Below are 14,428 nucleotides of genomic sequence, written 5' to 3' on the forward strand. Positions count from 1 at the left end.
TCCCAGTGGGGGAGCCGGCCCACGGCTGTGCCGGGCCCGTCAGGGCAGGTTCACCGGCCGGAGCACGCGGTCGATCCCGTGGGCGATCTGCCGGTTGCCCTTGTTGATGTCGGGCTGGACGACCCGCGGGTTGCGGGCGTCAGGGTCGGCATCGACGAGGAAGATGCGCTTGCCGTGACGCACGTCGACGGTGATCGTCCCGCCCTGGGCGGTCTTGAGCTTGGCCCCGTCGCTGCGCAGGGCGGTCCGCGCGTCGATGGTCGCACCGGGCACCACGTGGTAGAGCAGGACGGTCTCGACGGTCGGGATGCCCAGGCTGGCAACGGCCGCGAAGACGGCCTTCTCGTTGGTGTACCGCTTGTGGGTGAGATCGGTGGCCAGGATGCGGAAGGCCTGGTCGGTGGGGAGGAACGCCGTCAGGGGGACCTTGCCGTCGGCCAGCACCTTGACGGGGCTGTTCGGCTTGGCCTTCAGGACGGCGCCGACTGCGGCCGTGACGATGTCGTAGTCCCTCCAGTTGCGGTCGAAGCCCGACCGGTCCGAGGCCAGGACCGCTGCCAGGCTGCGCGTCCCCAGGGTCGGTGGCTTGGGGCAGTGCTGGCGTTCGTGCGCGGAGGCGCCCGAGGCGGTGGCGAGGCCTGCCACGGAGGCGAGGCCGGCGGCGGCGATGACCGCGAGTGTGCGTCGAGTCGTCATGGGGTTGCTCCTGCATGGTGTTGGCGTGTCGATGAGGCCCCCCGCTGCGGGTCCGCCACGTCCGCTCCCCGGCTGTCGGACGTGGTTCGGACCTCCCTGGAGGGCGGATGGGCCATGCGGGTGACCATTTCCGAGACTCGGATGGACCATGCCGGTGACCAGCTCGGGAAATGATTTGGGCCCCGTCGGCGTTGCAGGCAATACTGGGCGAGCAGCATGAGACGCTGTGCGAACAGCAGCTTGACAAGTGAACAGCGTGATGTGGACACCCCGTGCGGGAGCATGGGGGTGATCGGTTTCGACATTGGTCGGCATACCAGGGGAAGCGGGTCGAGGATGCAGGGTCATCTCGTCAACGCCCCCTGCAAACCAATAGGTGCCAATTCCAAGCGCACCGACTTCGCCCTCGCCGCCTGAGCGAGCCTCGAAGTCCGTCAGCCTGAGCTAGTTCTCGACTCAGTGTCTGGCGTCAGCTAGAGAACTTGCTGCGCAGTCATGTCGGGGGGCTGTGCGGGACTCTTACTCGACTGGGCCTGTCAGAGGACGTGTGCGCGCGAGCTCTGGGGCCGAGAAACTCCACAGCGCACTGCACCCGGAGAAGCCCTGGTTTCCCGTCAATGGACGCGGGTTCGATTCCCGCCACCTCCACCATCGTGGCCACATCACGCGACTCACCGACAAGGGCCCCGCCGGTTTCCGGCGGGGCCCTTCGGCGTGCCCCGCCGACAGCGTCGTGCCCGGCAGGCAGCGCGCGTCGGAGGCGGGCTCGCGCGCAGGCCCGGTATGCCGCGGGCCTCAGCGGGCGCGCGCCTCACCCACCAGCGCCGCGAGGGCTGCGACCTGGTCGGCGACCGGCCAGTCGAGCGTGGCGTCCCCGGCGGTCAGCTCGGTGACCGACCAGCCGGGGACCTCGCTCGCCCGCCACCGGGGGGTCAAGGCCACCCGGTCGCGCTCCATGACCTCCAGCGCCACGGCCTCGAGGGCCTCGACGGGTGCGTCGGCGAACAGGCGGAAGGCGTTGGTGTGCGGCGGTTCCGGCAGCACCCGCACCCCCTCGACCGCGGCGAGGCCGGCGGCCAGCTCCCGAGCCCGCTCGACGTAGCCGGCCATCCGTGGCAGCCGGGTGGCGAGGCCGTGGCGTGCCGCGACGGCATACGGCAGCAGGGTGAACAGGGTGCCGCCGTGGCGGGTGCGCCAGCGGCGCGCCTGGGCCACGAGGTCCTCCGGCCCGGCGAGGGCCGCGCCGGCCAGGCCGCCCAGGCCCTTGTAGAACGAGACGTAGACGGAGTCGGCCAGTCCCGCGACCTCGTGGAGGGGCCGGCCGTAGAACGGCTGGCTCTCCCAGAGCCGGGCGCCGTCGAGGTGCAGGGGCACCTCGCGCTCGCGGGCCCGGCTGCTGAACGCCACCAGCTCCTCCCACGAGGGCAGCAGGTAGCCGGCGTCGCGCAGCGGCAGCTCCAGGCTGAGCGCGGCGAGCGGGCCGGGCAGCGCGTCGAGGTCGGCGACGGTCGCCGGTCGCGGCTCCGCGGTCAGCTGCTGCACCCGCAGCCGGTGCAGCTCGGGCAGGGCGTCGAGCTCGTGCAGCACGAAGTGCGAGAGCCCGTGCACGGCCACGGCGTCGGTGGGGGAGCGCTCGACCCACGACCGCAGCGCGGTCTGCTGGGCCATCACCCCGCTGGGCATGAACGCGGCGGCGGGCATGCCGAGCAGCTCGGCCACCTCGCGCTCGAGCGCCTCGACCTCGCCACCCTCGCCGTAGCGGTCGAGGTCCTGTTCCGTGGCGGCGTCGGCGACCTCCTCGAGCCAGGCCTGCGGCGTGACGTCGCCGTGGCCGACGAGCCACCGGGTGCAGCCGCGCCGGGCGACGGCCCGCCGCGCGGCGAGGTCGGGTGAGGCGAGGTCCGGTGCGTCGAGGTCGGGTGCGGCGGTCGCGGCGTGGTCGGTCGTGGTCGGCTCGCTCGGCATGGCCCCACGGTAGGGCCGCACGACGCGCCGAGCCCGGACAGCCTGGTGAGAATGGGGCATGCGACTTCGCGACCACACGCCCGACGAGGAGCGGATCGGGCAGCGCGACCTGGCGCAGTGGCGTTCCGAGCCCGGCCGGTGGCTGGTGCGCGTGGCGTTCGCCCTCGTCCGGTGGACAACGGCTCGCGGCGTGCTGGTGGCAACGGCGGTCGTCGGCGGCGTGCTGGCGGTGCTGCTGACCACCGCGTCGGCCGAGGTCTACGACGCGGTCACCGAGAACGACGGGGTGGCCGGCCTCGACCAGCCCGTGCTCCACCAGGCCGTGCAGTGGCGCAGCCCGGGGCTCGACACCGCGGTCACCGCCTTCACCGACGTGGGCGGCACCGCCGGCATGCCGGTGCTCGTGGCAGTGGTCCTGCTGGTCATGGTGCTCGCCTGGCGCTCGTGGACCCCGGTGGTGCTGACGCTCATCGCTGCGGCCGGCTCGCTGGCCATGACCACCGCCGGCAAGGACCTGATCGGCCGGGCCCGCCCGCCGCTGAACCTGGCCGTCCCGCCCTACGAGCACTCGCCGTCGTTCCCCAGCGGCCACACGCTGAACTCGACGGTGCTCATCGGGGTGCTCGTCTACGTCGCGCTGCTGCACCTCTCGAGCCGATGGGCCCGCACGGCCGTCGTCGTGGCGGGTTCGGTGTTCGTCGTCGCGATGGGGCTCAGCCGGGTCTTCCTCGGGCACCACTGGCTCACCGACGTCATGGTGGGCTGGACCCTCGGCCTGGCCTGGCTCAGCGTCGTGGTGACGGCCCACCGGCTCTTCCTCACGGTCCGACGGGCCCGGCGCGAGGAGGCGACGGCAGCGACAGCGCCCGGCAGCCCGGGCGCGGGTGGAGCCGGTGGTCAGACCAGCTCTGCGGTCCAGGAGTCGCCCTCGCGGGTGAACCCCAGGCGCTCGTAGTAGGGGTTGACCATCCCGGGCGGGGTCACGATGCGCCGGAAGCCGCGCTCGGTGAACAGCCCGCTGCGCCGGTAGACGAACTCGCCGGGGGAGAAGTCGCGGAAGCGCGGGGTCACGTAGTCGAGCTCGACCTGCGCCACCCCTCCGCCCGCGTCGCGGACCACCACCGCGCCGACCGTCTCGTCACCGCGCAGCACGAGGTATGCCGTGCGGTCACCGGCCGGGGCCGCCGCACCGAGGTGCGGGAAGTACCGCGCGATGTCACCGGCGTGCACCTGCAGGAAGTGCTGCAGGTAGGTGTCGTCGGCGGCGACCTGCAGCACCGTGTAGGCCTGGTCGTCGGTGCGGTCGGCCAGCAGCCGGCGGATGAACCACAGGTTGATGACGGCCAGCACGACGTTCATCGCGACCATCGGCCAGATGTGCAGGACCGCGTTGAAGACCACGAGGATCAGGCAGGCGAGCAGGTTCAGCACCCGGAAGCGCAGCACCCGCGCCTGCAGGATCGAGAAGACGAGCAGCGCCGAGCCGGCCCAGCCGAGCGCCTGGACCCAGCTCACCGCGCGCTCATCGCGGGCTCAGGCGCCCGGGGTGGCGTCGCCGCCCTGGCCGGCGCCCTGCTCGGTGCCCTGGTCGGCGGCGATCTCGGCGCGGATGGCGTCCATGTCGAGGCCGCGCACGCCGTCGATGACCTGCTGCAGCGCGGAGGCGGGCAGGGCACCCGGCTGGGCGAAGACGAGGATGCCGTCGCGGAAGGCCATCAGGGTCGGGATCGAGGTGATGTTGGCGGCCGCGGCGAGGGCCTGCTCGGCCTCGGTGTCGACCTTGCCGAACACGATGTCGTCGTGCTCCTCCGAGGCGGCCTCGAAGACGGGCGCGAACTGGCGGCACGGGCCGCACCACTCCGCCCAGAAGTCGACCAGGACGATGTCCTCGCCGAGGACGGTCTTCTCGAAGTTGTCAGCGGTCAGGGTCGTGCTCGCCATGTTGTGTCACCAATCCCATCGGACCACGACGGTCGCGGTCACCGTGTTCTCTCCCAGCTCCACCGGCAGGGCGCCGGGGGAGCCTGCCCGTGCGGCCATGAGCTCGTAGCGGGGCTGGGCACCACCCTGCACAACGTCGGTGAGGGCTGTCACCTTCCCGAGCGTCCGTCCGGCGAGGTCGGCGTACTGCTCCGCCTTCGCCCGGGCGTCCGCGAAGGCCGCCTGGCGGGCCCGGGCGCGCAGCGGCTCGGGGTCGCCGACCTCGAGCGAGATGCGGTCGACGGCCAGCGCGTTGCCCGCCACCCCGGCGAAGGCCTCGACCAGCGCCCCGAGACGTCCGGGGTCGCGGACGGCGAGGCTCAGCCCCTGGTGGGCCGTGTAGCCGACGACCTCGACGCCGTCGCGGTCGTGCCGGGGCCGCACGCCTGCTCCGGTCGTCTGCACGTCGCGTCCCTCGACGCCGTGGTCGCGAGCGGCCTCGGCCAGCGCGGTGGCCCGGGCACCGGCGTCGGCCAGGGCCCGCGCGACGTCCTCGGCGTCGCAGCGCACCGTCACGTCCAGCCGCACGACATCGGGCACGGCGCTCGCCGCGCCGACACCGCTGACCTCGACGTGGGCCGCGCCACCGGCCGCTCGTTCCTCGTTGCCCGGCACGGGGGCCAGCGTAGGGGCGGGGGAACCGCGGCGTCTCGCGTCCGCCCGGCCCCGCGTGGTGGGATGTCAGGGCCGCCACCCGCCAACGGTGCGGCGGGTCTCGACGAGGAGAGGCATGAACGCCGAGCAGATCGCGCAGTACTGGGACGAGTACGCCGCCGAGTACGACCAGGAGCCCGACCACGGCCTGCTGGACTCCGACACCCGGGCGGCCTGGAAGGACCTGCTGCGCATGTGGCTGCCACCGCAGCCGAGCGACGTCGTCGACCTCGCCTGCGGCACCGGCACCCTCACCGCGCTCGCCGCCGAGCTGGGCCACCGGGTGCGTGCCTACGACCTCTCCGGCGAGATGGTCCGCCGGGCCACGGCGAAGACCGCCCACTTCGGGGCCGCGGTGGAGGTGCACCAGTCCGACGTCAGCGCGCCACCCCTCGCGCCGGCCAGCGTCGACGCCGTGCTGGCGCGGCACATCCTGTGGACCCTGCCCGACCCGCATGCCGCGCTCGTCGCGTGGGCCCGGGCCCTGCGCCCGGGGGGCCGGCTGGTGCTCGTCGAGGGGCGGTGGAGCTCGGTCGGCGACGACAGCTTCGACGACCCGGACCGTATGCCGTGGGCCGGCGGCGTGCGCGCCGACGACCTGCGCGCGGCGGTCGCCGAGGTCGCCGAGGACGTGCACGTCGTGCAGCTGACCGACCCCGTCCTGTGGGGCCGCGACATCGACGACGAGCGCTACCTCCTCGCGGCGCGGGTGCCATCAGCGTGACCACGCACCTCCCCGACGACCCGCGCGCCGACTCGACCGACTCGACCGGCTCGACCGGCTCGACCGACGTGACCGGCGCGACCGGCTCGACCGGTGGCCCGGCCGAGCCGGTGAGCGCCCCCCCCACCGTGCCGGTCGAGGGCTCCGTCGACGTGCCGGTGCCCGGGAGCCTGGCACCGGCTGCCGGACGGATGGTCGCGGTCGGCTGGGTGTTCGCGGTGCTGGCCGCCCTGATGGTGCCGTGGACGGCATACCTCGCGCTCGCCCTCCCGGGATCCCACCAGGCGGCGCACTACGACCTCGCCTGGGGCGGGTTCGACGTCGGGCTGCTCGCGGTGCTGGCGGCCACCGCCATCGCCGCGGTGCGGCGCAGCCGTTGGCTGCCGGTGAGCTCCGCGGCCCTGGCGACGATGCTGCTCGTCGACGCGTGGTTCGACGTCGTGACGGCACCGACGCGGGACGAGCAGCTCGCCGCGCTCGCCATGGCGCTGCTGGTGGAGCTGCCCCTGGCGGCGGTCTGCGGCTGGCTCGCCGTCCGGGGCCAGAGCCTGCTCGAGCACCGGATCGCGCTGCGTGCGCGGCGTCGCCCCGGTTTGCGTCATCCGTCCTGATTCCGCCACCCTGCTCGGATGAGCAGAACGGTCACGAACCAGGACAACGGCGCCCTGACGGACTCCACTGACACCCCGTCCACGGGCCTCGACGCCGGGCTGAAGCCGCGGCACATCACGATGATCTCCATCGCCGGCGTCATCGGCGCCGGCCTCTTCGTGGGCTCCGCGAAGGCCATCGCCACGGCCGGTCCGGCCGTGCTCATCTCCTACGCGCTGGCCGGCTCGCTGGTCGTGCTCGTCATGCGGATGCTCGGCGAGATGGCGACCGCCCAGCCCGACACCGGGTCCTTCTCGACCTACGCCGACCGCTCGCTCGGTCGCTGGGCCGGGTTCTCCATCGGGTGGCTCTACTGGTGGTTCTGGGTCATCGTCATCCCGGTCGAGGCGACCGCCGGTGCGCTGATCCTCGGCGACTGGTTCCCGGCCGTGCCGCAGTGGGCCTTCGCACTGCTGATCACCGCGCTGCTCGTGGGCACGAACCTGTTCAGCGTGGGCAACTACGGCGAGTTCGAGTTCTGGTTCGCCCTCGTCAAGGTGGTCGCGATCGTCGCGTTCATCGCCCTCGGCGTCGCCGCCATCCTCGGCCTGCTGCCGGGGTCGCAGACGTCCGGCGTCGGCCACCTGTGGCAGGACGGCGGCTTCATGCCCAACGGGCTGGGGTCGGTGTTCGCGGCCATGCTCATCACGATGTTCACGTTCATGGGCACCGAGATCGTCACCATCGCGGCCGCCGAGTCGCCGCACCCCGAGGCGGGCATCCGCAAGGCCGTGAACTCGGTGATCTGGCGCATCAGCCTCTTCTACCTCGGCTCCATCTTCGTGGTCGTCTCCCTCGTCGCCTGGAACGCCAAGGACCTGGCCTCCGGCGCCTCGGGCTCCTACCAGTTCACCCTCGAGCAGATGGGCCTCGGCCGACTGACGACGGTGCTGGAGTTCGTCATCCTCACCGCGGTCGCGTCCTGCCTGAACTCGGCGCTCTACACCGCCTCGCGGATGGCGTTCTCGCTCTCCTCGCGCGGCGACGCCCCGGCGTCGTGGTCGCGCACCACCGCCCGCGGCGTCCCGGCGGCGGCGATCATCGCCAGCTCGGTCGTGGGCTTCCTCGGTGTCATCGGCAACTACCTGCTGCCCGAGGCGATCTTCGGCTACCTGCTCGCCACCTCCGGCGCCATCGCGCTGTTCGTCTACCTCGTCATCGCCCTGTCGCAGCTGCGGATGCGCCGCCAGCTCGACCGCGCCGGCCACACCCCGCAGGTGAGGATGTGGCTCTACCCGTGGCTGACCTGGCTCACGATCGGGTTCATCGGCTTCGTGCTGGTGCTCATGCTCGTGCAGGAGGGACACCGCCTCGAGCTCGCCCTGAGCCTGGCGCTGGCGGCCGTGACGGTGGTCTTCGGCCTCTCGCGCCACGGACGGACGCGCGCCGACGTGCCGGCCGCCGCACCCGCGAACGCGCCGGCGAATGCCGGACCTGGCACGGAGGCCGGCGTAGCAGACCGCGGTGGTGAGACGGCGGCGGCCCCGGTTCGGTCTACCGAGCGGTAGTCGGGACAATGGCCGCCATGGCCGCGATCCCCTCCGTCTCCAACTCCATCACCGTCCGCCTCGAGCTGCCGGCCCGTGCCACGGCCGTCAGCGAGCTGACCAACGTCATCGAGAAGAGCGGCGGCCTCGTCACCGGCCTCGACGTCACGGCCTCGGGCCCCGACCGGCTCCGGGTCGACGTCACCGCTGCGGCGCGCGACACGGCGCACGCCGACGAGATCGTCGAGGCCATGCGCACGGTGCACGGGATCGAGATCGGGAAGGTCTCGGACCGCACGTTCCTCGTGCACCTCGGCGGCAAGCTGAAGATCGAGTCGAAGGTGCCGATCCGCAACCGTGACGACCTCTCGCTCATCTACACCCCGGGCGTCGCGCGGGTGTGCACCGCGATCGCGGAGAACCCCGCCGACGCCCGGCGGCTGACCATCAAGCGCAACACCGTGGCGGTCGTCACCGACGGCTCAGCCGTGCTCGGCCTCGGCAACATCGGTCCGCTGGCCGCGCTGCCGGTGATGGAGGGCAAGGCGGCCCTCTTCAAGCGCTTCGCGGACATCGACGCGTTCCCGATCTGCCTCGACACCCAGGACACCGAGGAGATCATCCGCACCGTCAAGGCCATCTCGCCGGTGTTCGCCGGCATCAACCTCGAGGACATCTCCGCGCCTCGCTGCTTCGAGATCGAGGCCCGCCTGCGCGAGGAGCTCGACATCCCGGTGTTCCACGACGACCAGCACGGCACCGCGATCGTGGCGCTGGCAGCGCTGAAGAACGCGCTGCGCGTGGTGAAGAAGGACCTCGGCAGCGTGCGCATCGTCATGAGCGGGGCGGGCGCCGCCGGCACGGCGATCCTCAAGCTGTTCCTCAAGGCCGGCGCGAAGAACGTGATCGTGGCCGACCAGTTCGGGATCCTGCACCCCGAGCGTGAGGACATCGCGTCGGGCGAGCACCCGTCGCTGATGTGGTCGGCCACCCACACCAACACCGAGGGCATGCAGGGCACGCTGCGCGAGGCCCTGGTCGGCGCCGATGTCTTCGTCGGTGTCTCCGCCCCGCACATCCTCACCGGCGACGACATCGCCACCATGAACGACGACGCGATCGTCTTCGCGATGGCCAACCCCGAGCCCGAGGTCGACCCCGTGGAGGCGGCGCAGCACGCGACGGTCGTGGCGACGGGCCGCTCCGACTTCGCCAACCAGATCAACAACGTGCTCGTCTTCCCCGGCGTCTTCCGCGGGCTGCTCGACGCCCACTCGACCATGATCACCGACGACGTGCTGCTCGCGGCGGCCGACGCCCTGGCCGAGGTCGTGCACCCCGACGAGCTGAACCCGGCCTACATCATCCCGAGCGTGTTCAACCCGCACGTGACCGAGGTCGTCTCCGCCGCGGTCGAGGCCGCGGTGAAGCGCAGCGAGACGGTCGCCCCGGCCTGACCGGGGTGGGCCCTCCGGTGCGCTGCCCGGCCGCCACCTCGCCGCCCAGGCGAAGGTTCAGGCAGCTGCTGGTGCGCGGCAGCTCGCGCCGCCATGATGAACCGCATGACCGGCACCTGGTCGGACGGCGCGGCCTACGAGCGCTTCATGGGCCGGTGGAGCCGGCTGCTCGCCGACGGGATGGTGCGCCGGCTCGACCCCGAGCCCGGGGCGCGGTGGGTCGACGTCGGCAGCGGCACCGGAGCCCTGACCGAGGCGGTGCTGCGCAGGGCTGCTCCGGCGCAGGTGACGGCGGTCGACCCCACCGCGGTGTTCACCGAGCACGCCCGGGCGCGGCTGGGGGACGAGCGCGTGGTGGTGCGCACCGGTGCGGCCGAGGACCTGCCGCTCGACTCCGGCACGGCCGACTACGTCGTCTCGAGCCTCGTGCTGAACTTCGTCGGCGACCCGGTGCAGGCCCTGCGCGAGATGGCCCGGGTCGCCCGCCCCGGCGGCACGGTCGCGTGCACGGTCTGGGACTACGCCGACGGCATGCAGATGCTCCGCCACTTCTGGGACGCCGCCGTGGCGCTCGACCCTGCGGCGGCCGAGCTCGACGAGGGCCGGTTCCCGCTCTGCCGTCCCGACGCCCTGCTCGAGGCGTTCCGCTCCGCCGGGCTGCGTGACGTGGAGGTCGGCGAGCTCACCGTGCCGACCGTCTTCGCCGACGTGGACGACTACTGGCAGCCGTTCCTGGGTGGTCAGGGCTCGGTGGCCGGCTACGTCGCCGGGCTCGACGACACGGCGCGGCAGGCGCTGGGCGAGGAGGTGCGACGGCGGCTGCCCGTCGACGACGACGGCACGGTGCACCTCACCGCGCGGGCCTGGTGCGCCCGCGGCGTCACCGAGGTCAGCGCGGGCTGAGCCCGAACTCGCCGGCGAGCAGCTCGAGGCTCCGCAGCTTGGCGTCGTGGTCGGGGGTCGGGCACACCAGGGTGAGCTCGTCGGCGCCGGCCTCCTTGGCCAGGGCGGTCAGGCCCTCGCGCACCTCGTCGGGGCGGCCGGCGAAGACCCGGCCGGCCAGGCTCGGTGCGAGCCGGGCCCACTCGTCGCTGCGGCGGAAGGCGCGGACCTCCTCGAGCGTGGGGCGGGTCGTGTCACCGCTGCGGATCCGCCGCATCCCGAGCGCCCAGCCGGCCCGGAACTCCTCGGCGACCTCGGGGTCCTCGCTCGCCAGGGCCAGCGCGGAGACGATGACCCGGGGCTCGCTGCCGAGGTCCGACGGCACGAAGTTCTCGCGGTAGGCGCGCAGGGCGGCGACCGCGAGCTCCGGGCTCATGTGGTGGGCGAAGACCGTGGTCATGCCGTTGGCGGCCGCGAAGCTGGAGCCCCAGCCACTCGAGCCCAGCATGAGCAGCTCCGGCTGGGTCTCGACCACCGGTGTGGCCTTGACCGCCTCGAACGGGTGGCCGTCGGGCCAGGTGTCGGTGAGGAAGGCGATCAGCTCGGCGGCCTGCTGCGGGAAGTCGTCGGCGGTCAGCGCCTCGCGCGAGCGGCGCAGCGCGAAGGCGGTCAGCTGGTCGGTGCCGGGCGCGCGGCCCAGCCCGAGGTCGATGCGGCCGGGGTGCAGCATCTCCAGCGTCTTGAACCACTCGGCGACCTTCAGGGGGGAGTGGTTCGGCAGCATGATCCCGGCGGCGCCGACCCGGATGCCGCTGGTGGCCCCGGCGATGTGGCTGATGAGGATCTCGGGGGAGCTGCTGGCGAGGCCGGCGAAGCTGTGGTGCTCTGAGATCCAGAACCGCGCGTAGCCCAGGCGGTCGGCCGTCTGCGCGGTGCGCACGGTGCGCTCAATGGCCTGCGGGGCCGGCACACCGGCGGGCACGTCGACGAAGTCGAGCAGGGACAGGGGAAGGGCGGGAGCACTCACGACCGTTGCCAACGTCGCGCGCCCCGTGGGGATTCCTATCCCGGCCACGGCGGGTCTGCGCGCCGCCGGGACCACGTAGGGTCGGGTGCCATGGGCGCGCAGGAGCTGGGGGAGACCACGACGGAGCAACGGGGCGTCGTGCGGAGTCCCTGGCTCTGGGTGTTCCTCGTGCTCGTCGTCGCCCACCTCTGCGCGCTCTACTGGCCGCGCATTGGGGTCGAGGGCCCGGTGACCTGGACCGACAAGGTGGTCCACGTGCTCCTCTTCGCGCTGCCGGCCGCGGCCGGGCTGCTCGCCAGCCTCCGACCGGCATACCTCCTCGTGCCTCTCGCCCTGCACGCGCCGCTCTCGGAGCTGGTCCAGCACTTCCTCCTGCCGAACCGTTCCGGGGACCCGTGGGACGCCGTCGCCGACCTGTCCGGGGTCGTGGTCGGGGTCACGATCGCCGTGGTCGGGGGCACCCGGCTGCGCTGGTAGACTGTTTCTGCCCAGATCGGCGGCGCTGGCAGCGCCACGTGGCAAGGTCGCCATCGCAGTCGTCGGACATGACTGCCCCCCGAGGCCGACTGGGACCGCCGGATGACAACTGTCGATCCGGTCCGCCGGGCGCGAAGCGCCTGAGGCTCGTCTACACAGGTCGCCCTCGCCAGGTGGCTCGAGACGTGTCTACCTCGAGTCATCTGAAGTGAGTTGAACGTCTGTGCCCAAGAACACCTCCTCCGGCGCGCCCAAGAAGGCCCGCTGGTCTGCCTCCAAGAAGGCTGACGCCCAGCGCGGTCCTAAGAAGCCGCACCGCGGCCAGTCCGCCTCCGCGTCCTCGTCCAGCAAGACCGGGTATGCCGGCAAGGCGCCTCGCGCCGAGCGCTCGCCGCGGTGGTCCGACCGTGACGACCGCCCGGCTCGGTCCTTCGACCGTGACGACCGGAGCCCGCGTCGCGAGTTCTCCCGCGACGACCGTCCGGCCCGTTCCTACGACCGTGACGACCGCGCCCCGCGTCGCTTCGACGACCGTCCGCGCCGCGTGGACCGCGACGGCCAGGAGAGCCGCCCGGCTCGCACCTGGAACCGTGACGACCGCGGCCCCCGTCGTGAGTCCTCGCGTGACGACCGCCCGGCTCGTTCCTTCGACCGGGACGACCGCGCCCCCCGTCGCGAGTTCTCGCGCGACGACCGCCCGGCTCGTTCCTTCGACCGCGACGACCGGAGCCCGCGTCGGGACTTCTCCCGCGACGACCGCCCGGCTCGCTCCTTCGACCGGGACGACCGCGCCCCCCGTCGCGAGTTCAACCGCGACGAGCGCCCGCAGCGCCGTGAGTTCAACCGCGACGAGCGGCCGCAGCGCCGCGAGCTCGACAACCGCGGCCCGCGCCGTGACGTCGGCGACCGTGGTCCCCGCCGCTTCGAGCGCACCGACCGGTTCGACCGCGCACCCCGCGAGGAGTTCGTGGACCCCGAGTCCGAGCGCATGGAGGCCGACACCTGGGTGAAGGCCACCCGCAAGGAGGTCGACGGCCCCGTCTCGGTGACCGAGGACAACGGCTTCGCCGCCATGGGCCTGCCCCAGGCCCTCGTCGAGCGCCTGGCCCGCGACGGCATCACCACGCCGTTCCCGATCCAGACCGCGACCATCCCGGACGCGCTGGCCGGCAAGGACGTGCTCGGCCGCGGCCAGACCGGCTCCGGCAAGACGCTGGCCTTCGGCCTGCCGACACTGACCCGTCTCGCCGACGGCACCAAGGCGGCTCCGCGCCGCCCCCGTGCCCTCGTCATGGTGCCGACCCGCGAGCTGGCCATGCAGGTCTCCGACGCCCTCGAGCCCCTGGTGCACGTGCTCGGCCTGCGCCACAAGCTCGTCGCGGGTGGCCTGTCCTACACCACGCAGATCAACGCCCTGAACCGCGGCCTCGACCTGCTCATCGCCACCCCCGGCCGTCTCAAGGACCTCATCGAGCGCGGTGCCGTCGAGCTCGGCGACATCGAGGTCTGCATCCTCGACGAGGCCGACCACATGGCCGACATGGGCTTCATGCCCGAGGTCACCGCGATCCTCGACCAGATGCCTGCGGGCGGCCAGCGGCTGCTCTACTCGGCCACGCTGGACAACGGGATCGACCAGCTCGTCGACCGTTACCTCACCGACCCGGTGACCCACTCCACCGACGACGCCAAGGCCTCGGTCACGACGATGGAGCACCACGTGCTGCTCATCGACCCGATGCACAAGAAGACGATCACGGCCGAGGTCGCCAACCGCGAGGGCCGCACCGTGGTCTTCGTGCGCACCAAGCTCGGCGCCGACCGCGTGGCGCTGCAGCTGCGCGAGCAGGGCGTCTTCGCCGCGGCGCTGCACGGTGGCCTCAACCAGGGCGCCCGCAACCGTGTCCTCGGCGCGTTCCGCGACGGCACCCTGCCGGTGCTCGTGGCCACCGACGTCGCGGCCCGCGGCATCCACGTCGACGACGTCTCGGTCGTCCTCCAGGTCGACCCGCCGGCCGACCACAAGGACTACCTGCACCGCTCGGGCCGCACGGCTCGCGCCGGCGACAAGGGCACCGTCGTGACCCTGGCCCTGCCGCACCAGCGCAAGGGCATGGAGCGGATGGCCCGCGAGGCCGGCATCGACGCGATGCCGACCAAGGCCGTCCCCGGCGACGCCCGCCTGGCCGCCACCGGGGCCTCGGCCCCGAGCGGTGTCCCGGTGCCCGAGGACCAGGTGCGCCGCGTCCTCGAGGGCGAGAAGCGCGGCGGACGTCGTCCCGGCGGCCCGCGCCGTGACGGTGGCCAGCGTGGCGGCTACCGCGGTCAGGGCGGTCGTCCCGCCCCCCGCGGTGAGCGCAGCGGCGGCTACCGCGGCGCGCGGAGCTGACCCACTGCATACCTGCTGTGCGTTTGTCGGGTGACCCGA

14 protein-coding genes and 1 other RNA gene are annotated in these 14,428 nt (G+C 72.9%); 9 read left to right on the forward strand and 6 right to left on the reverse strand.

The annotated features are described in order from the left end of the window. Positions 1–39: 39 nt before the first annotated feature. Entirely contained in the window at positions 40–696 is a 657-nt protein-coding gene (locus BMW78_RS06420) for a fasciclin domain-containing protein (protein ID WP_091757595.1), read from the reverse strand. A gap of 284 nt (positions 697–980) precedes the next feature. On the opposite strand from BMW78_RS06420, the gene ssrA reads away from it, so the two are divergent. Then, positions 981–1,347, forward strand: a transfer-messenger RNA (tmRNA) gene (ssrA, locus tag BMW78_RS06425). 144 nt (positions 1,348–1,491) lie between these two features. Here ssrA and BMW78_RS06430 read toward each other — a convergent pair. Beyond that, positions 1,492–2,661 carry a threonine aldolase family protein gene (locus tag BMW78_RS06430; protein WP_177180291.1) on the reverse strand — a complete coding sequence of 390 codons (1,170 nt, stop codon included), beginning with the start codon at positions 2,659–2,661 and terminating at the stop codon, positions 1,492–1,494. Between the two features lie 58 nt (positions 2,662–2,719). On the opposite strand from BMW78_RS06430, the gene BMW78_RS06435 reads away from it, so the two are divergent. Beyond that, the gene (locus BMW78_RS06435; RefSeq protein WP_091757600.1) at positions 2,720–3,616 is read left to right on the forward strand and encodes a phosphatase PAP2 family protein; all 897 of its coding nucleotides are present in this window, start codon (positions 2,720–2,722) and stop codon (positions 3,614–3,616) included. Here BMW78_RS06435 and BMW78_RS06440 read toward each other — a convergent pair. The 3 genes from BMW78_RS06440 to BMW78_RS06450 are packed head-to-tail and all read right to left on the reverse strand — an operon-like array spanning position 3,559 to position 5,256. Continuing rightward, positions 3,559–4,176, reverse strand: a complete 618-nt coding sequence (locus BMW78_RS06440) for a hypothetical protein (RefSeq protein ID WP_091757602.1) — start codon at positions 4,174–4,176, stop codon at positions 3,559–3,561. The two genes, BMW78_RS06435 and BMW78_RS06440, sit on opposite strands and share 58 nt — an antisense overlap. Positions 4,177–4,194: 18 nt before the next feature. Then, the gene (gene trxA, locus BMW78_RS06445) at positions 4,195–4,602 is read right to left on the reverse strand and encodes a thioredoxin (RefSeq protein ID WP_091757604.1); all 408 of its coding nucleotides are present in this window, start codon (positions 4,600–4,602) and stop codon (positions 4,195–4,197) included. A gap of 6 nt (positions 4,603–4,608) precedes the next feature. Further along, positions 4,609–5,256, reverse strand: coding sequence for an SIMPL domain-containing protein (locus BMW78_RS06450; protein WP_177180292.1), 648 nt, complete (start codon positions 5,254–5,256; stop codon positions 4,609–4,611). A gap of 115 nt (positions 5,257–5,371) precedes the next feature. Between BMW78_RS06450 and BMW78_RS06455 the strand changes: the two genes are divergently transcribed. The 5 genes from BMW78_RS06455 to BMW78_RS06475 all read left to right on the forward strand — a co-directional run bounded on the left by BMW78_RS06455 (position 5,372) and on the right by BMW78_RS06475 (position 10,517). Next, complete coding sequence (locus tag BMW78_RS06455; protein WP_091757607.1) at positions 5,372–6,019, forward strand: class I SAM-dependent methyltransferase; 648 nt, start codon at positions 5,372–5,374, stop codon at positions 6,017–6,019. Further along, positions 6,016–6,630, forward strand: coding sequence for a hypothetical protein (locus BMW78_RS06460; protein ID WP_091757608.1), 615 nt, complete (start codon positions 6,016–6,018; stop codon positions 6,628–6,630). The genes BMW78_RS06455 and BMW78_RS06460 overlap by 4 nt, the downstream gene beginning before the upstream one ends. Positions 6,631–6,750: 120 nt before the next feature. After that, the gene (locus tag BMW78_RS06465; protein ID WP_245735738.1) at positions 6,751–8,178 is read left to right on the forward strand and encodes an amino acid permease; all 1,428 of its coding nucleotides are present in this window, start codon (positions 6,751–6,753) and stop codon (positions 8,176–8,178) included. 17 nt (positions 8,179–8,195) lie between these two features. Next, positions 8,196–9,614 (forward strand): NAD-dependent malic enzyme, encoded by a 1,419-nt coding sequence (locus BMW78_RS06470; protein ID WP_091758231.1) that lies wholly within the window; start codon positions 8,196–8,198, stop codon positions 9,612–9,614. A 105-nt stretch (positions 9,615–9,719) separates the two neighbouring features. Then, positions 9,720–10,517, forward strand: coding sequence for a class I SAM-dependent methyltransferase (locus tag BMW78_RS06475; RefSeq protein ID WP_218144266.1), 798 nt, complete (start codon positions 9,720–9,722; stop codon positions 10,515–10,517). Here BMW78_RS06475 and BMW78_RS06480 read toward each other — a convergent pair. Then, positions 10,504–11,523, reverse strand: coding sequence for an LLM class flavin-dependent oxidoreductase (locus BMW78_RS06480; RefSeq protein WP_091757612.1), 1,020 nt, complete (start codon positions 11,521–11,523; stop codon positions 10,504–10,506). The genes BMW78_RS06475 and BMW78_RS06480 overlap by 14 nt on opposite strands. 90 nt (positions 11,524–11,613) lie before the next feature. Here BMW78_RS06480 and BMW78_RS06485 point away from each other — a divergent pair, with 90 nt between their 5' ends. Further along, positions 11,614–12,000 carry a VanZ family protein gene (locus BMW78_RS06485; RefSeq protein ID WP_245735703.1) on the forward strand — a complete coding sequence of 129 codons (387 nt, stop codon included), beginning with the start codon at positions 11,614–11,616 and terminating at the stop codon, positions 11,998–12,000. Between the two features lie 223 nt (positions 12,001–12,223). After that, positions 12,224–14,389 (forward strand): DEAD/DEAH box helicase, encoded by a 2,166-nt coding sequence (locus tag BMW78_RS06490; protein ID WP_091757614.1) that lies wholly within the window; start codon positions 12,224–12,226, stop codon positions 14,387–14,389. Positions 14,390–14,428 lie beyond the last annotated feature (39 nt).

Origin of the sequence: Pedococcus cremeus (genome assembly GCF_900111375.1) — a bacterium.
Lineage (GTDB): Bacteria > Actinomycetota > Actinomycetes > Actinomycetales > Dermatophilaceae > Pedococcus_A > Pedococcus_A cremeus.